Here is a 23884-nt window from a genome sequence, read left to right on the forward strand (position 1 = left end):
GAATAGTTTTTGATTATATGAGGAATTTATTTTCAGGAGGCGGTTGAAATCGCTTTCATTTCATTTATCATCACTCTAGTTTTGCAAGGAATTTGGGATGCATTTAAAACGTAAGGAGTGTGAAGAGTATGCAAAAACCCATTAGAACATTAGTCAGCGCAGCTGTTGTTGCGCTGATGTCGAATGCTGTGAGCGCAGGAAGCTTTTCCCTATATACTGAAAGCAATGGACGAGCAGTAGGTAATTTTGCTGCTGGTATTGCGGCTGAAGCAGCAGATGCATCCATTGGTTGGTATAATCCAGCAGGTCTTGTGTTAATTCGTGAGCAGCAAGTTGCTATTGGTGGAGTTGGCGTATTCCCAGTCTCTGAAATAAGCGGAACAAGCACCTTCAATACACTGGGCCTTCCTCCTTACATCCAAACGTTCAATGATCTAGATGGTGCTAGAGATGCTCTGGTTCCTTCCTTTCATTATGCTCTACCTATAGGTGAGAGTGCGACCTTCGGCTTCAGTGTGGTTTCACCTTTTGGTTTGCGAACTGTATGGGGCGAAACAAGTCCAGTGCGTTATGCAGCTACTGTTAGTGATTTACGCACAGTAAACGTTTCCCCTGAGATCGGTGGCAGATTAAATGAGAATCTTGCTGTTGGGGCTGGGGTTGATGTTCAATACGCACGTGTTAAGTTTAATCGCATGTTAGGTGCTCCAGCGCTGATGCAGTTTTTTAATGTTTTTGGCGTTCCTGTAACACCTAATTTTGTTGATTCAGAAAGTTTCAACCAAGGTGATTCTGTTGGTGTGGGCTTTCATGCTGGTGTGCTTGCTATGTTTAACGACAACCACACTCGTGTAGGCTTAAATTATCAATCTGAGATGAGACATAAGTTTCATGGGTTTAGTCGTTTAAATGGGCGGTTGGCTTCTCCTGGCCTTGATATAACTGATCCATTCTCAGTATTGACGGCAGATCCTCGCGCTGTATTTCAAAATGATACCTTATCAAGTAACAACATTGATTTCCCTGATGTTGTGACCCTAAGTGCGTACCAGGATATCAATGAGAAGCTTGCTTTGCTAGGTTCTATCGTTTATACAGGTTGGGATAGCATAAAGACAATTGAATTAAATAATGCCGTGGCTTATGCACCTCCTTCAGCTACTTTTGCCGGAGGACAAGTATTAGTAAATACGATTTCAACGGAAAACTATGATAATGCCTGGCGATTTGCAATAGGAGCAAACTACCGCTTTAATGAGCAATGGATGTTGCGTGTTGGTGGTGGTTATGATGAGACTCCTATTACCGATGCTTTTAGAAGTATTCGTATCCCGGATGCTAGCAGGTGGGCGCTTTCTATCGGTGGCCATTATCAAATGAGACCAAACCTTGGTATTGATGCAGGATATACTCATTTGTTTGCTGATGGACATCCTACAGTTAATAGAACAGATATTACCGGAGCTACAAGCACTTATACTGTTAATGCTGTTGGTGATGCTCACGCTGATCTAGTTGGTATTCAAGTGAATTGGATTCTCGATAAAGAAATTCTAGTACCAACGAAGTAAGTTAGAATAAAAAGCCACAGTTAGCGTGGCTTTTTCCTATCTAATACTCGGTATCGAACTTCACGTTTTTTGTTGTTTGATTTCTATGAATCGAATTACCGTGGCTTGACCACGGTAATTCGGGTTTTGATTTGTCAAATGAAACACTTAAAGGTCAAGTAATCTAATTAATTTTTTGTCAGCGTCGCTTCACCGAGTCCATTTACTGTCATCGTATAACCGTTCCCAGTAAGCGCTTTAGGGGTAATGTCACCAGATTCTATATTCATGGACACCACGCCTAGTTCTATAGGGTTAGGGGTGTTCGTAGCCATTTTAATCACGGCTTTACATATGCCATTTTCCGTATGATTATAACAAGCCACCCTTACTGCTAACCAGGATACCTTTCCATCACTGTTTGCTTTAGTAGGATGAGGGGAAGGTACACCTGCAACATAAGCATTAGATTCTACATTTGTTCTATTGTGCGTAATTAAATAGGCTGGACTTGCTAAGGCTGCTGTTGTAATCAAGGCCAGAGCAGAAGCAGTCAAGCTTTTAAGCAATTGATTCATATAAATTTCACTCCATTATTAAGAAAAGTTGGATGCTTATTCCAACGAGCATTTACTATAGGGGAATGCTTAGTAAGAGACAACCCCTATCGGCTGTTTAATAGCTTGGCTATGTCTTTGGCAAAATAGGAGATAATGAAATCCGCTCCAGCTCTTTTAATGGCGGATAGGCTTTCAACCATCGCGTGCTCTTCATTGATTAAGCCCTGAGTCGCTGCGTTTTTGAGCATGGAGTATTCGCCACTGACTTGATAAGCTCCCAAGGGTACTTCAGGATAACGTTGTTTGATTCTAAAAATAACGTCCAGGTAATTTTGTGCAGGTTTCACCATGAGCATATCAGCCCCTTCAGCCAAGTCCAGGGCAGCTTCTCTGTAAGCTTCATTACCATTGGCTGGATCCATCTGATAAGTTTTTCGATCGCCAAATTTAGGTGCACCTTCGGTAGCTTCTCGAAAGGGACCATAGAAACTCGAGCTATATTTGACAGCATAACTCAAAATAGCTGTATCAATATGACCAGCCTCATCGAGGGCTTGGCGAATAGCAGTGACCATACCATCAGTCATACTGCTGGGAGCAACCCAATCTGCGCCAGCATCTGCATGGGTCACCGCCTGTCGTGCCAGTAATTCAAGGGTTTTGTCATTGTCTATTCGTTCATTTTGCATAATCCCACAATGTCCATGAGTGGTGTATTCACAGAAACAGATATCTGTGACAACTAAGACATCTTTGTTAACATTGCGTATCTTTTGTATGGCTTGCTGGATGATGCCATTTGTGGCAAAAGAGGTGCTTCCCTGTGCATCTTTATGAGCAGGGATGCCAAACAGTAATACAGCAGGGATGCCCAGCTCACTAAGCTCTCCTATTTCTGCAGGCAAATCATTCAACGCTAACTGAAATTGCCCAGGCATGCTTTTGATTGCACGTTTTTCAGTCAGAGTTTCGTTAATGAACAAGGGTGCAATAAATTGATGAGGATGTAAACGTGTTTCTTGTATGATTGCGCGGGTGGCGGGTGTCTTTCGCAAACGCTTTAATCGTAAAGGCAGGTAATAATTTGTCATCTTTATTCCTTACGGTGAGTATAAAGTAAATCAATGCCACTACCAGTGATGCTGGAATTCACTTGGAGGCTAAAAAACTTATTTAAAAGATAGGTTAAGGTTACAACGTTACTGTCTGTCTGTGCTAAACCGAAATTGTAGCTAACATATAGTCGTTTTGATAATGATTTGCCTACGACAACGGATGTTCTATCAGTAACTTGGTTGGTTGCTTCATCATATTTGGGCGTGCTTTCTACATTGATATCAACACCCAAGGCGTGTTTCAACTGTTCCATTAGCTGAGTTCCTTTTGTCCCAGTATCAAGGTTCATTGATGATATTGCAGCCAACAACAGCTGCCCTCCGGACTTACTTGCCTGACTCGCTGGTCTCCCAAGCAGCAACATGGAAAGAATATCAGCTTGAGAGAATATACTAGGATTTGAGAAAAGCTCTAGCTTAGGGGAGTTTAATCGACCAGTCATCTCGATACCAACGGTTGTCTTATCGCCCAAATTAGATGCTTGTAAGTTGGTGTTATTGAAATCAAATAATTGGGCTGTATTAGCAAAAGACATGGAACTATTGTTAATTTGACGAACGGCACGAATTCGCACACCAGGATCGCTTATCCTAGGTCCAGTAAAGAATAACTGCCCTTGCTCTATCGTTAAATCTTGACCATAAGCTTGGTATTTCCCATTCCGGATAGTGAGCTCCCCAGTGGCATTGAGTGGCTCATCAGGCAATTGGTGAAGGTGAATAGAGCCAGCTAGCAATCCTTTGAGTCCCTTTACATCAATGGAAACGTCGTTTCCCATTTCCAGATGGATATCGCTGTTAATATGCAAAGGATTTATTATTCGTTGGTGGCCTTCAAAGACAACATCGTCTGATAAACTTTCCGAGTTGGTAAATGATTGCAGCTTAATTTTCGCCTGTGGGACAACGACGTTTCCTTTAACAATGAGAGAATCAGGATTGAATTCAACAAGCAGTTTAGGTGATACATTGATTACGTATTCTGGAATGTTTATTAGAGGAAAATTATCGCCATCAACATGAATGGATCCCGTTACCCTAGGTGAAAAGGCCCCTTGTCCTTTTAGGTTTAAGGTTTGCGCATTTGAGCTTAGGATACCATGAGCTTGCCAACGCTTATTGCGACTTTGCAAATCTAGGTTAATGGAATGTAAATCAATACCCCAATGAGGGATAGAAACTTTCCCGTCGTGTAGCGTAAGTTTACCTTCGATGATAGGATTTTTTACGGTTCCTGTAACGTTAAGACTTGCCTGCAAATGTCCTTGGGGATGTGCGATTTCTGTGCTGATGCTTTGTAGGAATTCAAGAGAATGTACGTCAAGACGCACATCGCCTTGCAAAGCTTGTGTTGCTGAGAGTCCTGTTAGGAGAGTAAATTGAGGTAATTTAAATGCGATGTTTAATTTTTTATTATTATCAAGGGTTAAAGTTCCTTTTAAATTTAAATCTTGTGAAGATAAAGAGGCATGCAGATTACCGTCAGCGAAAGCATTGTTAAGATACTGGGCAGTTAAATGGCTATTTAATTGCAAATCAGTTAGAGAATTACCAGAGAATTGTGCCGCAAATTTTAGAGCTTTAATGGTCAGGGTTGATTCCCTTAGAGCTGCCATCTCTCCATTAAGCTTTCCTTTTAAGTGAGGCGTTATTGTTGCATCGTAATTGGCATTAAACTGCAGTTGCCCTTCTGGGAGTGTCATTTCTCCCTCAGCCCTAACTCCATGGGCGAAGGTTTGTGCTTTAAGCTTGAGAATAGAGTGAAGTGGGGAGGGTATTTTGGAATTAAGATTGATGCTTAGATTAGGCAGGTTACCGTCTATCTTCATTTGACCTTCATAAAATGTCCTGCTTTTCCCCTCACCCGCCGCGCTGCGCGCGTCGACCTCTCCCACAAGGGGAGAGGTAATTTTTTCTCTTGCCCTCTGGGGAAGGGAGTTAATTTTTTTCCCTCTCCCCTTGTGGGAGAGGATAGGGTGAGGGGGTATTTTATCCAACGCCCATTGCACTTGCGTGTGTAATTCACTCCCCTCTTTGAGTGTCCCATTTAAAACGAGAGAACCAGGGCTTTTGATCTCTCCTCGCCAATGATAGAGAAAAAAATCACCACCTATGTTTAAATTAGCACTAATTTTAGGCTCGCTGAGAAGGCGATTTCTAAATTGGAACTGCGCAGTTAAAGCATAAGGAATGACTGGCTGGCCAATGAGTTCACCAGTAACATGAACAGCATTAAAATCAAAATTTAGTTGTCTGATTTGCCATTGCCTATTGGTTAAATCAGCCTTAAGCTTTAAGTTTTTGATTTTATGTGTCGAATTCCCTTGAATAATTTGCGCATCGATCACAGAAACGTTTTCAATAGAAATATTGAAAGGCCATCTCGGTAAAGCAAACTTGGTTTTTTCTCCATCTACTTGCAGTTGTTCGACGCTTAAATTTTTAAAGAGTATTTGATGGTGACGAAGAGACTTGCTTTGCCAGGTTAAGCTGAGATTTTTTAGGTTAAGACTTAACTTTTCATCATGATAGTAAAGCCTCGCCAATGAAAAATGATCAATAAGACGACCTTCTAACTTTTCAACATGTAAATCACCTGGTAAAAAATAACCCGCTATCTTAAAAACCAAATATAAACCAGGTGTTGTGGTTGTCAAAAAGACAGCCATCGCAGTCAATAAAATAAAGACCAAGAGTAAGTTATATATAACTGATTTAAGAGTTCTCTTAAGAAAGCGCATTTATAAATCAGGGCCCATATTAATGACTAGCCTTGGTCCTTTATCGCTACGGTTGAAGTGGCTATTCAAAGCTTGTGCTACACCCACTTTGATAGGACCTACTGGAGAAACCCACATCAGACCAAGACCTACGTCATTTTTTAAATCTCTGGATATTGGCATGTAAACATCGCCACTGTCAAAAAAACCAACAAAATACCAGTGATCAGTGGTTTCTTTTTGAATCTCAAGACCATTAAACGTTAGAATTTTTCCCGGTCCGAGTGAGTTATAACTGTATGCTTTAAGGTTATCCGCGCCTCCAAGCAAAAATGCTAAGGATAATGGCATTTGATTAATGTCGGTAATGGCGGTGATTCCTTGAATGGAGTGGAAATAAAAACGTGTTCGTATGGCGTCAAGCGTTAAGGCAGCCCGGAAGTTTAAAGATGCTTGGGCAAAGTTAACTTCTGACAAAACAGTTTTACTTGCTCCCAATCCATTAAGGGTTAGATTATATCCTGACGGTGAAAAAAGTTTATTCTCGGCATTTGTCCAGGTAAATGTGGCTCTGGGGAATAATGTATTTTTTTCTTCTCTTGGTTGTGTTACATAATAATAGCGTTCATACAATCCATTTAAGGATAAGCTGCGCTGGAATCTTGGTTTGGTATGTTGCTGAGCTATAGATGTTAATACGGAATTACTGGAGCCAGAGTCATAGCTTAGATGAGCAAGATTGGCTGTGATAGCATACTGATCGGTAATAGGGTTTGTGCCTGGAATGATGTATTGCCCTTGCAGCGCATTCTCTTTGAAAGAACCAAGAGCGATGGCATTAAATTTATGGCCAGCGGGATTAAGAGGCACGACGTGATAACCTAGTCGACCGCGTAAACCTGTATCTGTTCCGTAACCGATGCCTAAGGAATAATTAAATCGTGGAGCAGGTTGTAAATGAACGTCCAATGGAATATACCGCGAGTTATCCATTTGAGGTTTTACTGAAACATTGCTGAAATAGCCGCTTGAGGCTAATTGATTATTGAACATCAAAATCTGATCGGTGGAGTAGGGTTGACCATATTTAAAGGGGATATAGCGTCGTAACAAATCAGGTGAAATAAAGGTAGGATCAAACCTTACTTGACCGAAATAAAATTGCGATCCCGTATCCAGAATGAGAGTGATGTCAGCGGTGTAACTGTCAGGTTGAACAAGGATTTCGGATTTCTCAAAGTTAGCGCGTAAAAAGCCTTGATGTTCTGCTGCATTCAATAGTTTTTGTTTGAGCTGTGTATATTTAATTGTGTTTAAAGGATCCCCTTTTTTTATGGGAAGTGGTTCTAATACTCGTTTAATTAAAATGTTGTTAGCTCCTTCGCCTTTAATTTCTATGCGTACACTGTTGATATGGACTTGTGGGCCAGGATTGATCGAGATGCGTAGCGGTTCGCGACTTAAGATATTGATTTGTGGTTTGAAATAACCATAGGGTTGCATGGCTTTAGCAGTCTGTGTGCTAAGTTCTTCAATGGATTGCGTATTTAATGGTTTATCTTTTGTAAATTCTTTGAGACGTGCCTCAATATTGGCCGTAACTTCATTGGTAACACCGGAAATATGAATGGTTGGTTCCTTGGCGGCAGGAACAGCTAAAGAAAAGCAAAGGAGTGCGAGTAAGGGATAAAGTCTTTTTTTCATGTCGAAGGTAAGATCATTTCTGTTCGACGTCCTATGTTTTGATCGTCCAGATTTGCTTCTAATGACTTTAATCGATAAACAAGATCCAAGGCTTCGCGCGCAGACAAATTATCAGGGTCCACCTTTGCCAGTTCAGCAAGTATCACCGAGGTTAGTGACTTCTTTGGTGGTGTGATTTGTTTATGTTTTGGGTGTTGTACAAGATTTAATTGTTGCGTAGCTACCTGTAAAACGTCCTTTGGTATACCGGCAAGTTGTGCCACTTCCAAGCCATAGCTGCGATCAGTCGGACCTTCTTCAACCCGATATAAAAAGATGATACTGCCAGCTGCGAGAGTGGCTTTTAAGTGAATGTTTCTGATGCAATTAAAGTCTTTGGGTAGTGTGGTTAGTTCAAAATAATGAGTAGAAAATAAAGTATAAGCTCTTATATTATTGGCTAGATAAGCACAGGTTGCGTACGCTAGCGCCATCCCATCGTATGTGCTGGTGCCTCGACCTATTTCATCAATGAGTACTAAACTTTTAGCCGTTGCTTGGCGCAGGATATGAGCTGTTTCTGTCATTTCGACCATAAATGTCGAGCGCCCGGATGCAAGATCATCGCTAGCTCCGATGCGTGTAAAAATTTTATCGATAGTCCCTATACGTGCTTCAGTGGCAGGGACATAGCTGCCAAGATGAGCCAACAGCACAATAAGGGCATTTTGACGCATATAGGTCGATTTCCCCCCCATGTTGGGTCCCGTGATTAGCAGCATGTTTTGTGATTGATTTAAGTGGAGATCATTGGCAATAAATTGCTCATATAATACCCGTTCAACGACTGGGTGGCGACCTGCAGTAATGTGAATACCAGGTTCTGAAACCAATTGAGGTTTGCACCAATTTAAAGATTCTGCTCGCTCAGCAAACGTGGCTAGCACATCGAGTTCGGCAATTGCCTGGGCTAGCTGGCTGAGATCAGCGATGGATTGCTGTACCTCGTCTAATAAATTTTCATAGAGCCACTTTTCTCTGGCCAAAGCCTTAACTTGTGCTGACAACACTTTTTCTTCAAATGTTTTTAATTCTGGAGTTATGTAACGCTCTGCGTTCTTTAATGTTTGTTTGCGTTGGTAAGAGAGGGGTGCTTTGTTAGCTTGGCTGCGTGGAATTTCAATATAGTAGCCTTGCACGCGATTATAACCCAATTTTAAAGACGTCAGACCGGAGCGTTGCTTTTCTGCTTCTTCCAGGGCGACAAGTTTTTCAGTAGCATGCTCATTTAAAGCTCTTAACTCATCAAGTTCTTCATCAAACCCTGGGGCAATGACTCCACCATCGCGAATGAGCATTGGCGGGTTGTCTACAATTGCACTGGCTAATAAATGCTGTAAAGTAGGTTGTGGGATAAGTTTATTAACCAGACGCTTAAGAAGAGGGGCGTCGTTTTCCTTAAGGACGGTATTTAGCTCAGGTAATAAAAGCAAAGTCTCACGTAATTGTACGAGATCTCGTGGTCTAGCTGACTTCAATGCAATTCGTGAGACAATGCGCTCGATATCACAGACTTGCCTTAATAAGGAATGAAGCACTTCAGTTTGTTTTTTTTCTAGTAACTCTGCAATTACCTGCTGCCTTTCTTGAATCAAAGCATGTGCACTTAACGGTTTTCCGAGCCAACGTTTTAAAAGGCGGCTGCCCATGGCTGAAGTTGTATTATCAAGAACTGCAAGCAGACTATTCTCACGGCCTCCTTGATAATTTTCAAATAACTCCAAATGCCTTTGAGTGGAAGCATCGAGCTGCAAATAATCACTACTTTGTTCTAGGGTTAGTTGTTTTAGATGAGGCAATGATTGTCGCTGAGTGGTTTGCAAGTACGTTAATAAACATCCTGCTGCAGCAAACGCAATACCATGCGTCCTTTCGCCCAGACCTTCTAAACTGCTTACTGCAAATTGTTGACAGAGCAGTCGACGAGCCTGTTGTAGCTCAAATTCCCAGTCAGGACGTATCTTGACAATATAATTTTCTTTTAAGTGTTGTATAAGATGATTAGGCAGTAGGATTTCCGCGGGCTTTAGACGATTGAGCTCGGCAAAAAGTTCTGCATCTTCGGTGAGTTGCAGCAAATGGAAACGCCCACTACTGAGGGAAGCCCATGCAAGCCCATATTGCTTGCGTTGCTGGTAAATAGCTAACAAGATGTTATCCTGTCTGGCATCAAGTAAGGCTTCATCGGTGACTGTTCCAGGGGTGATAATACGAGTTACCTGGCGTTCCATAGGTCCTTTACTTGTGGCTGGATCACCTATTTGCTCACAAATAGCAACCGATTCCCCCTGTTTTAATAGTCTCGCAAGATAATTTTCTACGGCATGATAGGGTACACCCGCCATGGGAATAGGCTTATCGGCGGATTGCCCGCGATGCGTTAAGGTAAGGTCAAGTAGCTTGGCTGCTCGTTTAGCATCATCATAAAACAGTTCGTAAAAATCACCCATGCGATAGAAGAGAAGCATGTCAGGATATTCCGCTTTGATGCTTAAATATTGTTGGATCATGGGGGTATGTGTTACAGACATGGATATTAATAAGAAGTAGAGTTTAGTGGGATTCTAACAAATGGTCCAACGTAAGTCAGTACGTGTCTATCTTGGGGGTGAAGGATGAAATTCATTGATATCTAATGAGAATGAATCTACCCGTTTGGCAAAAAAATACCTCAAGAGTTTTTAATTTGTCCGAATGCAAAGTTTATTTACTTTTGAGAGTTGTAAGTCCTTCACTTAAGGCAAATTTTTGTTAGACTATTGAAGGGATTTTAAAACCTATGATCAACTACGGAGAATGAATTATGAAACGTTTAGCTTTTCTAGCTGTAACCGCATTTCTAGCGGTATTACTCTCTGCTTGTGGTGAAAGCGCCGAGAAAAAAGCTGAGGATGGCGCTGCAACTACTGTAGAGCAACAACAGCAGCAAGGTCAGCCTTCTGATACTAGCACCGGACAACCAAGTCAACCTACTCAGTAATTCACGACTACGGTTTTAAACCCCGCTAACCCGCGGGGTTTTTTTTAATCGGGGCAACAAAATGAACGACTTGGCTAGATTGGTACGCAAGCTGACAAACAGGCTTCATACAATGCATTTGCAGATTGCCACCGCTGAATCATGTACTGGAGGTTTGATTGCGGGTCTATTAACTGACTTGCCTGGAAGTTCTCATTGGTTTGAAAGAGGTTTTGTCACTTACAGTAACTTAGCAAAAGAAGAGATGTTAGGGATAACTCCAGATCTCATTCAGCTACATGGGGCGGTAAGCGAGCAGATTGCCGAAGCAATGGCACTGGGTGCATTACGCTACAGTGCTGCTGATATTTCTTTGGCAGTAACAGGAATTGCTGGTCCAGAGGGCGGTAGTGCCCACAAGCCTGTTGGGACGGTTTGTTTTGCGTGGGCTATGCGTGAGCAAGCAGCAACAAGTATCCGCTGTCACTTCCCTGAGCTTTCTCGCAAAAAAGTTCGGCAATTGGCTTGCAGTCGTGCTTTGGAAGGTATGATTTCCTACCTAGGTGATAAAGCGCAGTTTTAATCACACTCCAAAGGAAGGTTAAGTTTACGCAGACCCACATCTGTGTGATAATTTGCCCTTTGCACAAAAGTGAGCGAAATATGGAAGATAATAAACAAAAAGCTTTAAGTGCGGCTCTCGCCCAAATTGAACGTCAATTTGGTAAAGGCTCTGTAATGCGCATGGGTGATAATCAGGCAGTGCGCGATATTGAAGCCATTTCTACCGGTTCATTAGGTCTTGATATTGCTTTGGGCATAGGTGGCTTGCCCCGAGGACGAGTTGTTGAAATTTATGGCCCTGAATCGTCAGGAAAAACAACACTCACGCTACAAGTCATTGCTGAATGTCAGAAAAAAGGTGGCACAGCGGCATTTGTGGATGCAGAACACGCGCTTGATCCCAGCTATGCTGCCAAACTCGGTGTGAACGTAGATGAATTATTGGTTTCTCAGCCTGATACAGGTGAACAAGCATTGGAAATTACCGATATGCTGGTTCGTTCTGCTGCCGTGGACGTTATTATTGTCGATTCCGTTGCCGCATTAACACCTAAGGCTGAGATTGAAGGCGAGATGGGAGATGCACATGTGGGTCTTCAAGCACGATTAATGTCGCAAGCTTTACGTAAATTGACAGCCAACATTAAGCGTTCTAACACACTTGTCATTTTTATTAACCAGATTCGTATGAAAATTGGGGTTATGTTTGGTAATCCTGAGACGACAACTGGCGGTAATGCGCTCAAATTTTACGCTTCTGTGCGTTTGGATATACGACGTGTCGGTTCAATCAAAAAGGGTGATGAGATTTTAGGTAGCGAAACACGGGTGAAAGTCGTTAAAAATAAAGTTGCTCCGCCCTTTAAAACTACGGATTTCGATATTCTTTATAATGAAGGGATTTCCCGAGAAAGCGAAATTATCAACTTGGGTGCACAACTAGGTCTTATTGAGAAATCAGGTGCCTGGTATAGTTATAATCAAGAAAAGATTGGCCAAGGTAAAGACAATGTTCGTCAATATTTGAAAGATAATCCTCAAATAGCTCAGACATTAGAACAGCAAATCAGGGCTGAATTGTTAGTGAAAAAATTGCCAACAAGCGGTAATGTGGAAGAAGAAGTATTAGAGAGCATCGATGAGTAAAGCAATGGACTGTGCATTGCGTCTGCTTGCCAGGCGCGAGCATGGTGCCAAAGAGTTAGCGGATAAATTAGCACAAAAAGGTTATAGTAAAGCGGAAATTGATGAGGCGATTGTGAGATGCCAGAGTCTAGGTTTGCAAAGTGATGTACGTTTTGTTGAATCTGTATGTTCCATACGTATTCGTCAAGGTTGTGGTCCTTTGAAGATTATTCAAGAATTGCAGGCAAAGCAGATTGCTCGTGAATTGATTGATGAAGTTCTCGAACAAGAACGTGATAATTGGCTTAAGCTTGCTCAAGCAGTTTGGGAAAAAAAATTTAAGAGCCAGGAAGTGTTGTCTTATTCTGAGTTACAGAAAGGCCAGCGTTTTTTGTCCTATCGTGGCTTCCCAGCTGAGATTATCGCAAAGTTAGTGAAGGAAAGTTAGATATTTGCTCCCTTTCCCTCTCTCACAAGGGGAGAGGGAATATAAATACCTCTCCCCTTGTGGAAGAGGTCGACGCGCATAGCGCGTGAGGGGTAAATCGAAAATCAAGCCATTTGGGCTCAAGGCTATAATAATAGATTATGAATTATAAAAGCATGAAAAGTTCAGAAATTAGAAAAGCATTTATTGATTATTTTGCTGAAAGAGGCCATCAGGTTGTGGAATCAAGCTCTCTTATACCAGGGAATGATCCAACCTTGCTATTCACCAATGCGGGCATGGTCCAATTTAAAGACATCTTTCTTGGCTTAGAAACCCGTTCTTATAAACGAGCAGTTAGTTCTCAACGATGTGTTCGTGCAGGGGGAAAGCATAACGATTTAGAAAATGTTGGTTACACAGCAAGGCATCATACTTTTTTTGAAATGCTTGGTAATTTTAGTTTTGGTGATTACTTCAAGCGTGAAGCAATTCACTATGCTTGGGAGTTTTTAACTACTGTATTGAAATTACCTCCTGAGCGTCTGTGGATAACTGTTTTTGAAGATGATGATGAAGCTGCTGATATCTGGTTGAAAGAAATAGGCGTTTCATCTGCGCGCTTTTCACGTTGTGGAGAAAAGCATAATTTTTGGTCTATGGGGGACACAGGACCTTGTGGACCATGTACAGAAATTTTTTATGATCATGGACCTGAAATTGCTGGTGGTCCTCCGGGTAGTCCAGATGAAGATGGGGACCGATACATTGAAATCTGGAACCTGGTATTCATGCAATATAACCGTGATAAAGACGGCAATCTACATCCCTTACCTAAGCCATCAGTAGATACTGGAATGGGGCTTGAACGGGTTACAGCGGTGGTTCAAGGTGTTCATAACAATTACCATATTGATAGTTTCCAGCATTTAATCCGTGCTATATGCTCATTAAAATCAGGGATTGACCCCCACCATGCTTCCTCAAAAGTCATTGCAGATCATATTCGTGCTTGTTCATTTTTAATTGCTGATGGGGTGATGCCCAGTAATGAGGGAAGAGGTTACGTTTTACGTCGTATTATTCGCAGAGCCGTACGTCACGGCAGTAAATTGGGTTTGCCAACCCCTTTCTTTTGTAAACTGGTAAAACCTCTCATCGAAGTCATGGGTGATGCTTATCCTGAATTAATTAGCAGCCATGCCCAACTTGAGCGAGTTTTGACTCAAGAAGAAAATCAGTTTGCTCGCACGCTTGAACAAGGTTTGCGCTTATTGCAGGAGCAAATTCAACTTCTCGATACCAAAGAAATCCCAGGTGATGTAGCGTTTAAGCTATATGATACTTATGGATTTCCTGTGGATTTAACTGCCGATATTGCACGTGAACAAGGCTTGTCCATTGATATGGATGGCTTCAATCAATGCATGCAGCAACAACGAGAATTGTCACAGGCAGCAAGCCAGTTTACGACAGATTATTCAAGCACAACCCAGCTTGCCGAGTCTTCCATGTTTCATGGCTATGAGAAGATTAGTTTACCTGCAAATATTGCTGCCATTCTCGATAATGGTAAAAAAATAGAAAAATTATCCGCAGGGGATAAAGGCGCAGTCATTCTTGATCACACACCTTTTTATGCAGAGAGTGGGGGGCAGGTTGGCGATCGTGGTCAGTTGATTAGTAGTGGTAAAGCGGTGTTTCAAGTCCAAGACACCCAGCGCATTGGTAGGGCAATTGTCCATTATGGTGAATTATTAAGCGGAGAATTGGCTGTGGGAGAACACGTAAATGCCGAAGTCGATGGTGAAAGACGGCAAGCTATTCGCTTAAATCATACGGCAACGCATTTATTGCACGCAGCACTAAAAGTCATTGTTGGTCCGCATGTGCAGCAAAAAGGATCTTTGGTTGATGCAGAAAGGGCGCGTTTTGATTTTTCCCATTTTGAAGCGCTTACCCCGACACAACTGCATGAGTTGGAAGCGCTGGTGAATGAGAGGATTCGTGCAAACGATAAAGTAGTAACGGAGCTGATGGACATCGAGGCCGCAAAAAAAAGCGGCGCTGTGGCTTTATTTGGAGAAAAATACAGCGATTCTGTTCGGGTCTTATCTATGGGAGATTTCTCTAAGGAATTATGTGGGGGCACGCATGCTTCACGAACAGGAGATATTGGTCTTTTTAAAATTGTCGCTGAGTATGGTATAGCGAGCGGTATAAGGCGAATAGAACTTGTCACAGGATCCTACGCTCTAAATTGGGTGAATCAACAATTGGACAATTTGGATCTCTTGGCTTTGAAACTTAAAACGTCTATCGCAAATGTACCAGAGAAATTGTCACAATTTTTGCATGATGCAAAGCAACAAGAAAAAGAATTAACGCGTTTACAAGCGAAGTTAACGGCGAAATCAAGTGCGGATTTACTCTCTGAGGTGCAGGTGGTTGATGATGTTAACTTGCTGGTGAAGCAATTAGATAATAGGGACAGTCACGCATTGAGAACAACGTTGGATCAGCTGAAATCTAGCTTGGATAACGCAGTTATTGTGTTGTTTGCTATTGATGAGGACAAGATGAATGTTGTTGCTGGAGTGAGCAAAAATCTTTTAGGTCGAGTACCAACTGCCGCGGTATTAGTAAAGCATTTATGTGGCAAAGGTGGTGGGAGAGAGGATATGGCTCAAGGTGGAGGACGTGTTCCAGAGGATCTCAAGGAAAAGATTTCGCAGATTAAAACAATGATCGTTGAGCACGCGGTTTAACAAGAAAAAGACGGGGTGCTGACATGGCATTACTGGTGCAAAAATTTGGTGGGACATCGCTAGCTACGCTAGCACATATTCATCACGCAGCTGATGTTGTAGCAAAGGCGAAGCAAGCGGGGCATAGTGTAGTCGTTATTGTATCTGCTATGAGTGGTGAAACAGACAAGCTTATAGGTTTTGCCAATGATCTTTGTGAATACCCTGATGAACGAGAATACGCTGCCCTTGTGTCTACTGGGGAACAAGTATCCATGGCCTTGATGGCGATGGCTTTAATTAACCGAGGAGTAAAGGCGCGTTCTTATACTGGGGCACAGGCAAGAATTCAGACGTGTAGTCAGTTTAAAAAAGCGCGTATCCAAGCGATTGATACCCAGCCCATACTTAAGGATATTGAAGAAGGCACTGTTGTTGTCATTGCTGGTTTTCAGGGTGTAGATAAGGATGGAAATATCACGACCTTAGGACGAGGGGGGTCGGACACTACTGCAGTAGCAATTGCCGCAGCGCTTAATGCCGATGAGTGTCAAATTTATACTGATGTGGATGGTGTTTATACCACAGATCCCAGAATTGTCCCTGACGCCAAACGCCTAGAGCAGATCACTTTTGAAGAAATGCTCGAATTGTCTAGTTTAGGAGCAAAGGTTTTACAGATCCGTGCAGTTGAATTTGCCGGAAAATACAATATTCCACTACGGGTTTTGTCTTCATCACAAGAAGGTCCGGGTACCTTAATCACTTATCAAAAAAACAGTATGGAGGCTCTCTCTGTAACAGGAATTGCTTTTAGCCGTAAAGAAGCGAAGGTCACTTTGTCGGGGGTACCTGATTCTCCTGGGATTGCTTCAGGTATTTTAGCTGAAATCAGTGATATTGGTGTTAATGTTGATATGATAGTACAACATTTGTCTGCACCTGGGAAAACTGACTTTACCTTTACTGTTCATTGTGATGAATATCAGGCAACACTCAAACAGTTACGGAAGATTGCAAAACATTTAAAAGCGGAGGAAGTGAAAGGAGTGACTGGCCTTGCAAAGCTATCCTTGGTTGGTGCAGGACTCAAAAGTCATCCTGAAGTCGCAACCATCATGTTTAAGACTTTGGCGACAAAGGGAATTAATATCCAACTTATTGCTACTTCAGAAATCAAAATTTCGGTATTAATCGACACGATATTGTTGGATGAAGGGGTTCGTGCGCTCCATAGCGTTTTTCGGCTAGAGGGTGATGGTCGTGACGAGTCCCGTAGGTCACTAGGAAACGAGCCAGGTACGTTTGCTGCATTAGGAAATTTGAATACCTAACGAGCGGATAAATGAAATTTTTGCGTGAGTTTAAGCAATTTGCAACGCGTGGCAATGTGATGGATCTTGCTGTGGCAGTGGTGATTGGTGCTGCTTTTGGCAAAATTGTTTCTTCGCTTGTTGATGGCATCATCATGCCCCTAATGGGTTTATTGTTAGGAGGGATTGATATTAGCGATAAGTCACTTAAAATTGGTGAAGCAGTCATAAAATGGGGCGCTTTTCTGCAAACGATCATCGACTTTACTATCATCGCCTTTGCCATTTTTGTCGCGATTAAATTCATTAATGTATTACAAATTAAGCGGGAAAAAGAAGCGGAAAGGGTTACCAGAGAAGAGGCATTGCTAACGGAAATTAGAGATTTGTTGCGTGCGGGGGTTATGGATAAAAATAAGAGTAAATAGAGCACGCCAAAACCCATATTGGGCAATTATTGATTAATATGGTATTATTTACGCAAGCTTTAGCCCCCTGCTGACTAAAAGTATCATTTGGCAAACTGTAATTTAAAAAATAAAGTAGGAAACGTCCCTAAGTATTAACATAGATTTCTAATGAGAGTTCCATTGATTAAAAAGCAATTTTTATTTGTATTATTTTTCTTATTCGCCTTAGCCACAACAAGTTTCGCGCAAAAAAAAGAAATTGCTATTACTATTGATGACTTGCCTTTTGTTGGTGAAAGCAAAAATTTTCACTTAAATATGATCATCGATACGCTAAAAACAAATGAAGTCCCAGCAACAGGGTTTGTGATAGCTGGCGAGGTTACTCCTGAAAACTGGCAAATGCTACTTAAGTTTCATGATGCCGGTTTGGGTTTAGGTAATCATACTTACTCCCATGTAAATTTAAATCGAGTAAACACTGACGCTTATATCCAGGAGATAGATGCTGCAGATAAAGTATTATTGCCAATTCTCACTGAACCAAAATATTTTCGTTATCCTTATTTGGCTATGAGTCAAGGAGACAAGAAAGATAAGGTTCTGCACTTTCTTGAGTCAAAAAACTACCAAATCGCACCAATTACCATAGATAGTAAGGATTTCCTATTCAATCAAATTTTGTATGCAGTGCCCGAAAAAGAAAGGCGTGGGTTTCTCAGTGTGCTGCGGGCGTGTTATATTAATTTTATTTGGCAGCAGACGTTGAAAGCCGAAGAACATAGTCGCTTAGCTCATAAACCCGAGCAGGCTCAAATTTTATTAATCCATGCGAACCTTCTTAATGCTTATGTTCTGCCTGATATCATCAGTCTTTATAAACAAAATGGCTATACTTTTGTTCGTTTGGAGGAGGCATTAAAGACCACCGCTGATGATCCTCCTAAAGCACTGGCTAAGAAACATAAAGTAAAACCAAAGATGAAACTTGCAGAGCGTCCTCGTTTCACTCGACCTGAGCCCAACATAGAAAATTACATGGAATGGGACTAATTTTGTACTACACTAATAAGGAAGCTACTGATAGGGAATATCCATGGCCGACTTATTGAATCTACTAGCAATTATTATCATTTTTGGGGTAGCCATGTGGCTGATAAATGTTTTTATCCCCATGCCTTATGCAATCAAGACGCTACTCAATGTAGTCGTTTTAATTATTTTGATCATTTACGTACTGCAGTTCTTTGGCATCATTCATACTGTGTTGCCGCCACTTAGGTTATTTCGCTAGGAAACCCTAAATTGACTTGGTCTTTCAAGTCAAAATCTCGAATTAACCATGACTGACCACAGCATCTAACGAAAAATGATGGATGCCGTAGTCAAGTCATGATCTCTTGACAATTACAGGTCCAGAAGCACAATATCTCTTAAATAGAATTGGAAAGCTAGCTAACAAGCACGTTGCTCATTTATTGAGACTGTTTAGAAATGGTGTTATTCCTGCTACAAAGGAATGACACAGTTTGGTAAACGCTCTCCATTACTAAAGTAATTGAAGGGATGAACTTTATGAAATGGTGTAAGTGGTTTTTTGGTATTGTGTGTTGTATTGTGCAGATTTCAACAGCACTTGCTTATGATGAACCTGCTGTTAATTTGGGTTATACCAGCTTCTTTGATGGAGGTCCTCCTGCCGGCCCAGGATTTTATTTTCAAGACTATTTTCAATACTATACAACCAATCGCTTAAATGACAATAAAGGGAAGCGATTACCTTTTCCTCGCAATGACGTGGATGTTGCTGTCAATACGACGCAATTGATTTATTTATCCACTAAAAAAATAGTTGGAGCTAACCTAGGAGTTTCAGCTCTTTTGCCATGGGTTATAAATGCTAATGTAGATGATGGATTAAACAACGCGGTTTTAAAGATACAGGATGGTCCAAGTGATCTCTTTATTGGTCCTGCCTTGCAATATGATCCAATTATGCGAAAAGATGGGAAAGGTCCATTGTTTGTACACCGTTTCGCACTCGATATCATTGCTCCAATGGGAGAATATGACAATTTTATTGCTATTAATCCAGGAGGGAACTTTTGGGCAATTAACCCGTATTGGGCAGCAACCATTTGGATTACGCCCAAATGGTCAAGCTCTACTCGCCTGCATTATTTATGGAATGCAAAAAATCATGATCCCAATATCGCATTTGGTCCAACAGCTCGAACAACTCAAGCCGGGCAGGCTGTTTTTGGCAATTTTGCAACAAATTATGCGATAACAGAAAAATTTAATGTAGGTATCAATGGTTATTTCTTCGATCAATTTACGGATACACGGGTTAACGATATAAATGTACCTGGCAGGCGGGAAAAAGTTTGGGCCATTGGCCCAGGAGCATTATATAATATCTCGAAAAATCTTTTTCTGTTTTGTAACTTATACATAGAACAGGATGCCAGAAATCGTCCCCAAGGAACAAGTGGTATACTTCGTTTTACTGGTCATTTTGGCTAAGTATTGACGAAATTTGGCGAATAGTTTACTCGATCTCAAGTTTTTTAGTTTGCCAAAAACAAAAAACCCGAATTACCGTGACTTGATCACGGTATCCAGCGACCCTCAAGAAACTATGGATACCGTGGTCAAGCCACGGTAATTCGATGTTCTAAAAAGTCAAATAAGAACTTGTAGATCGAGTTCTAGACAAATTACCGTCATGCGTTTAAGTGACATTCAAAATTTCAGCCTACGATAAACAAAGAAGGGTAGACACCTTATGATGGCCATAATGGGACGCCAAAAAAAGGGATGATAGATAAGTCGCTTTCCAGATTTCGCTGCCTTCCAACAGGCTTTGGCACAGGCCTTTGGAGGGGAGGCATAGAAAATTCCTGAGACGCCATAAGTTTGCACTGTATCAATAAAACCAAGCTTCGCTATCGTGATGAAGAGGTTATCGCGAGTGGTTTGCTGTAAACCCTGGAGATAAATTTCAATGGCAGCTTTAGAGCCACCATAGAGGCTATTCTTGGCTCTACCGCGACAAGCGGCGACGGAACTTAAAAAAACCAGATGAAAACTTACTTGTGGTCGCTGCAGGTAGGCATGAATTAATTGTATTGTACTTAAAACATTGGTATTAACAAGTTCTGTAATGGTCTTAGAATCTAGCTCTGAATTTTGCGCCATAGAACTGTAAGCAAAGAAAAGATCCAGCTCTTCAGGTTTTTGTTGGAAGAGATCAAGTAAATGTGTCAGATCGGCTACCATATCAGTGCATAGCAAAGCACAATCCACTTGATATCGTAAACGAATATTCGCTGCGATGATTTCCAGTTGCCTCAAGTTTCGTCCTACAAGAAGCAGATTTTGTTTAGCGTGAGCAGCCAGATGAGCGAACTCCTCTGCAATAATAGATGTTGCGCCCAAGATGACCCAGGTCCTAGATTCTTTTTGAGTCATGAAGTGATCCCCAATCGCCTACTTAAATCAGAACACATAGGGCTTTTATAATGGGATAATACGTTAATGAATGCCTGGTGGTTTGGGTATTGGCGGTAAAATTGTTCTTGAGTAAGCAGCAAATCTTTGGCTAAATAACTTTTCCCTTCTACATCCGTGATGCAGGCATTGATGGCACGGATTGCGGTATGAGCTTGAGGATTATTAATAAAATCAACAGCCAAGGTAAATCCTGGTTGGGGGAAGGACAAGAGACCTTTACCAGGCTGGGTAAAATATTTTAGCACAGCTAATGTGGGGGTGGCTTTGGCATTACGAATGATAGCAAGGCATTGGTGGATAGTTTGCAACGCCTCGCTAACTCCAAAAACACCTTGAAACTGGATTAACCCCTTTCTACCATATAAACGATTCCAATTTTGAATGGCATCCAGAGGGTTATTAAAATAAGGCAGAGGCAAGACGCGTTTCTGAGTAGGGAAAGTACTAAAATAATAGCGATTGAACCAGCGCATATTCCAGTTATATATTAGCCGACAAGGTAATCTGGGAATACTAAAGTGATAACGTGACTTCGGTTGACCAGTTTCTATATGATTGGCGAGTGAGAGTAAAGCACGGCATTGATCATTGAGCAAATCCACCCAGGCAACTTGATAGTCGTAATTTGGCCCATGCGATTGCATCCGCTCTAATAAGGACTGCCATTCAAAGTATTTTTCGGTTTCTGTAACCACAAAATGTGATGAGTTACGCATCCTAATTGCCAAGCGTTTAATAATGCCAGTTAAGCCAAGCCCGCCAATGGTGGCGTAAAAAAGTTGTTTATTTTCTTTAGCACTACAACGGAATGCCTGATTTTCTAGTTGTAAATCTATCCATTCGATATGATGACCAAAACTGCCGGCTTGATGATTATTTTTGCCGTGAACATCATTGGCTACGCCACCTGCCAATGTGGCGCGTAAAGTACCTGGTATAACAGGAGGAACGTAAGAAGAATCCACGGCAAAAAGATCAGCGAAGGTTACACCTCCCTGCGCGATTAAAATACCTGTTTCAGGGTCAAAGGACAATAGATGATTTAAGCGTGTGGTATCAACAATGATACCTTCATGATTAACACAACAATCCCCATAACTGGATCCATTACCACGAGCCAACAAACCATCAGAATCTAAAAAAACCGTGGTAATTTGTTCTTCATTTTCAGGGCGTACGCAACTTGCGCTAGTTTGTATCGCGTTAGTGAAGTTTGACAGTTTTTTAGTCGAGCTCGGCATTTTCATAATAATCCTGATCCATTTAAGTGTGGCATGTTTTCTTTAAAATAAAAAGCTTCTGTTCTGATAGGGTGTGATTAAAACGGTTTTTTCCGGGTCGAAGATCCATGGTCAAGCCGCGGGATGTTAGGCATTAATAGAAAATAAAACCCGCGCTTCACCCGGCTGGCACGTTTTGTGCGTATTTATTAAGTAATGAATGGTTTTATCCATGTTAAATGGGGGCTGCATGTCGAAGACTAAGCATCTAGCTGAAAGAACACCAAAATTTCGCAATGGATCTCGTCCGAAACCAGTTAAAGTCATTGCTGTTGCAGCCGGTAAAGGTGGTGTGGGTAAGAGTAATGTGTCCGTGAATTTAGCAATAGCTCTTGCGCAAAAAGAGAAAAAAGTTCTTCTTTTGGATGCCGATTTAAGTTTAGCAAATATTGATATTATGTTGGGGTTGCATACCCAATATAACCTTTCCCATGTGGTGCAGGGTCTTTGCGATCTTAATGAAATCGTGTTGCAGGGACCTGAGGGAGTTCGGGTAATACCTGCTTCTTCAGGCAGTGATTACATGACCCAATTAAGTCCAGTTGAGCATGCTGGGATTATTGATGCCTTCAATGAGCTGACAGACGATGCAGATTATATGATTATTGATACCGCTGCCGGTATCTCTGATACCGTATTAAGTTTTGTCCGTTCTTCCCAAGAATTGATCGTCATCGTCTGCGATGAGCCTACCTCATTGACTGATGCCTATGCACTTATCAAAGTCATGAGCAATCGTTATGAGTGGACTCATTTCCATGTGTTAGCAAATATGGTGCGTAGCATAAAAGAGGGACGTGAATTGTTTAACAAATTATATCGAGTTGTAGAACAGTTTTTGAATGTGCGTTTAGATTATGCTGGGGCCATTCCTTTTGACGAGCATGTGCATCAAGCGATTAAAAAACAAAAACCTGTCGTCCTGGCTTATCCTGATTCTAATGCCGCTAAAGCACTCTTACAGCTGGCTGAAACTGTCGATGATTGGCCAACCAAATATGCTTTAGGAGGGAATACTAGCTTTTTTCTCAAGCGTCTAGTTACTGGAGCACACAAAGGGAATTAGAGTTTGTCTTGATGGGGCTTAACCAGTAGGTGTTAAACCGTTAGGCAAAAGACTAAGGAGCAATCGTGGATGCTTTGGCTGCGTATAGCAAAGTGAATCAACAAACACAGGAAATGCTAGTAAAAACCCATGCCTTAATGGTGAAACGAATAGCTCATCATTTATTGGGAAGATTACCACATTCTGTACAGCTTGACGATTTAGTCCAGGCAGGAATGTTAGGCTTGCTCGAAGCTGTTAGGCATTACGATGCAACGAAGGGAGCTTCCTTTGAAACCTATGCAGGTATTCGTATCCGTGGTCATATGCTTGATGAAGTTCGACGCAATGATTGGGTTCCAAGATCAGTGTACCGCAATGCAAGAATGATTTCTGAGGCAGTAAAAAAGGTTGAAAATCGTTTGGGGCGAGATGCGAAGGATCATGAAATTGCTAGCGAACTTAATCTAAGTCTCGATGAATATCATGAGATGTTAAAAGATTCTGCTGGTAGCCAGCTTTATGGCTTTGACGATCTCGGGGTTACTGATGATGTTCTAAAAATGGATAACGGCAACGAATCAACTGAGCCACATGTTCATATCCAACAACAGGACATGATTAATCAACTTTCGCAAATTATTGACAGTTTGCCTGAAAAAGAACGTTTAGTGTTGTCTTTATATTACGAACAAGATCTAAATCTAAAAGAAATTGGTGCAGTGCTTGGTGTAAGTGAATCTCGAGTTTCTCAAATTCATAGTCAGGCAACGCTGCGTATTAAGTCGCGATTATCGGAGTGAGTTAGGT

20 protein-coding genes are annotated in these 23884 nt (G+C 41.6%); 13 read left to right on the forward strand and 7 right to left on the reverse strand.

What is annotated here, in order from left to right; genetic code table 11:
* The first annotated feature begins 119 nt into the window (after positions 1-119).
* On the forward strand, positions 120-1571 hold the full coding sequence (locus tag CKV79_RS03700; protein WP_028373940.1) for an OmpP1/FadL family transporter: 1452 nt from the start codon (positions 120-122) through the stop codon (positions 1569-1571).
* A gap of 167 nt (positions 1572-1738) precedes the next feature.
* Here the strand turns inward: CKV79_RS03700 and CKV79_RS03705 are convergent, their stop codons facing one another.
* The 5 genes from CKV79_RS03705 to mutS form a co-directional block, all read right to left on the reverse strand.
* Positions 1739-2128: a hypothetical protein gene (locus CKV79_RS03705; protein WP_028373941.1), complete on the reverse strand. Its 390-nt coding sequence runs from the start codon at positions 2126-2128 to the stop codon at positions 1739-1741.
* A gap of 86 nt (positions 2129-2214) precedes the next feature.
* Entirely contained in the window at positions 2215-3201 is a 987-nt protein-coding gene (gene hemB, locus CKV79_RS03710) for a porphobilinogen synthase (RefSeq protein WP_028373942.1), read from the reverse strand.
* Positions 3202-3203: 2 nt separating this feature from the next.
* A complete protein-coding gene (locus tag CKV79_RS03715; protein WP_157737131.1) occupies positions 3204-5894 on the reverse strand; it encodes a translocation/assembly module TamB domain-containing protein in 2691 nt (896 codons plus the stop codon).
* A 72-nt stretch (positions 5895-5966) separates the two neighbouring features.
* The gene (locus CKV79_RS03720) at positions 5967-7649 is read right to left on the reverse strand and encodes an autotransporter assembly complex protein TamA (protein WP_028373943.1); all 1683 of its coding nucleotides are present in this window, start codon (positions 7647-7649) and stop codon (positions 5967-5969) included.
* Complete coding sequence (gene mutS, locus CKV79_RS03725) at positions 7646-10219, reverse strand: DNA mismatch repair protein MutS (protein WP_051546229.1); 2574 nt, start codon at positions 10217-10219, stop codon at positions 7646-7648. Before mutS ends, CKV79_RS03720 begins: the two co-directional genes overlap by 4 nt.
* A 272-nt stretch (positions 10220-10491) precedes the next feature.
* Here mutS and CKV79_RS13745 point away from each other — a divergent pair, with 272 nt between their 5' ends.
* The 10 genes from CKV79_RS13745 to CKV79_RS03770 all read left to right on the forward strand — a co-directional run bounded on the left by CKV79_RS13745 (position 10492) and on the right by CKV79_RS03770 (position 19759).
* A complete protein-coding gene (locus CKV79_RS13745) occupies positions 10492-10668 on the forward strand; it encodes a hypothetical protein (protein WP_154660320.1) in 177 nt (58 codons plus the stop codon).
* Between the two features lie 61 nt (positions 10669-10729).
* Positions 10730-11230 carry a CinA family protein gene (locus CKV79_RS03730; RefSeq protein WP_028373944.1) on the forward strand — a complete coding sequence of 167 codons (501 nt, stop codon included), beginning with the start codon at positions 10730-10732 and terminating at the stop codon, positions 11228-11230.
* An 80-nt stretch (positions 11231-11310) separates the two neighbouring features.
* The gene (recA, locus tag CKV79_RS03735; protein WP_028373945.1) at positions 11311-12357 is read left to right on the forward strand and encodes a recombinase RecA; all 1047 of its coding nucleotides are present in this window, start codon (positions 11311-11313) and stop codon (positions 12355-12357) included.
* The gene (recX, locus tag CKV79_RS03740; protein WP_028373946.1) at positions 12350-12784 is read left to right on the forward strand and encodes a recombination regulator RecX; all 435 of its coding nucleotides are present in this window, start codon (positions 12350-12352) and stop codon (positions 12782-12784) included. The genes recA and recX overlap by 8 nt, the downstream gene beginning before the upstream one ends.
* 155 nt (positions 12785-12939) lie before the next feature.
* Positions 12940-15531 (forward strand): alanine--tRNA ligase, encoded by a 2592-nt coding sequence (alaS, locus tag CKV79_RS03745; RefSeq protein ID WP_028373947.1) that lies wholly within the window; start codon positions 12940-12942, stop codon positions 15529-15531.
* Between the two features lie 23 nt (positions 15532-15554).
* Complete coding sequence (locus CKV79_RS03750; RefSeq protein ID WP_051546231.1) at positions 15555-16844, forward strand: aspartate kinase; 1290 nt, start codon at positions 15555-15557, stop codon at positions 16842-16844.
* Positions 16845-16855: 11 nt separating this feature from the next.
* Entirely contained in the window at positions 16856-17251 is a 396-nt protein-coding gene (gene mscL, locus CKV79_RS03755; protein WP_028373948.1) for a large-conductance mechanosensitive channel protein MscL, read from the forward strand.
* 150 nt (positions 17252-17401) lie between these two features.
* Positions 17402-18286, forward strand: coding sequence for a polysaccharide deacetylase family protein (locus tag CKV79_RS03760; protein WP_028373949.1), 885 nt, complete (start codon positions 17402-17404; stop codon positions 18284-18286).
* Positions 18287-18329: 43 nt separating this feature from the next.
* On the forward strand, positions 18330-18527 hold the full coding sequence (locus tag CKV79_RS03765) for a Thivi_2564 family membrane protein (RefSeq protein ID WP_028373950.1): 198 nt from the start codon (positions 18330-18332) through the stop codon (positions 18525-18527).
* Positions 18528-18808: 281 nt separating this feature from the next.
* Positions 18809-19759 (forward strand): SphA family protein, encoded by a 951-nt coding sequence (locus CKV79_RS03770; protein WP_051546233.1) that lies wholly within the window; start codon positions 18809-18811, stop codon positions 19757-19759.
* 219 nt (positions 19760-19978) lie between these two features.
* Here CKV79_RS03770 and CKV79_RS03775 read toward each other — a convergent pair whose 3' ends face one another.
* Both CKV79_RS03775 and CKV79_RS03780 read right to left on the reverse strand, forming a co-directional pair.
* The gene (locus tag CKV79_RS03775) at positions 19979-20707 is read right to left on the reverse strand and encodes an SDR family NAD(P)-dependent oxidoreductase (RefSeq protein ID WP_035915951.1); all 729 of its coding nucleotides are present in this window, start codon (positions 20705-20707) and stop codon (positions 19979-19981) included.
* Entirely contained in the window at positions 20704-21996 is a 1293-nt protein-coding gene (locus tag CKV79_RS03780) for an FAD-binding oxidoreductase (protein WP_231950207.1), read from the reverse strand. Before CKV79_RS03780 ends, CKV79_RS03775 begins: the two co-directional genes overlap by 4 nt.
* A 223-nt stretch (positions 21997-22219) precedes the next feature.
* Here CKV79_RS03780 and CKV79_RS03785 point away from each other — a divergent pair, with 223 nt between their 5' ends.
* Positions 22220-23095 carry a MinD/ParA family protein gene (locus CKV79_RS03785; RefSeq protein ID WP_028373954.1) on the forward strand — a complete coding sequence of 292 codons (876 nt, stop codon included), beginning with the start codon at positions 22220-22222 and terminating at the stop codon, positions 23093-23095.
* A 65-nt stretch (positions 23096-23160) separates the two neighbouring features.
* The gene (locus tag CKV79_RS03790) at positions 23161-23877 is read left to right on the forward strand and encodes an RNA polymerase sigma factor FliA (RefSeq protein ID WP_028373955.1); all 717 of its coding nucleotides are present in this window, start codon (positions 23161-23163) and stop codon (positions 23875-23877) included.
* Positions 23878-23884: the final 7 nt, after the last annotated feature.

The sequence above is a fragment of the Legionella lansingensis genome, assembly GCF_900187355.1.
Classification (GTDB): Bacteria; Pseudomonadota; Gammaproteobacteria; order Legionellales; family Legionellaceae; genus Tatlockia; species Tatlockia lansingensis.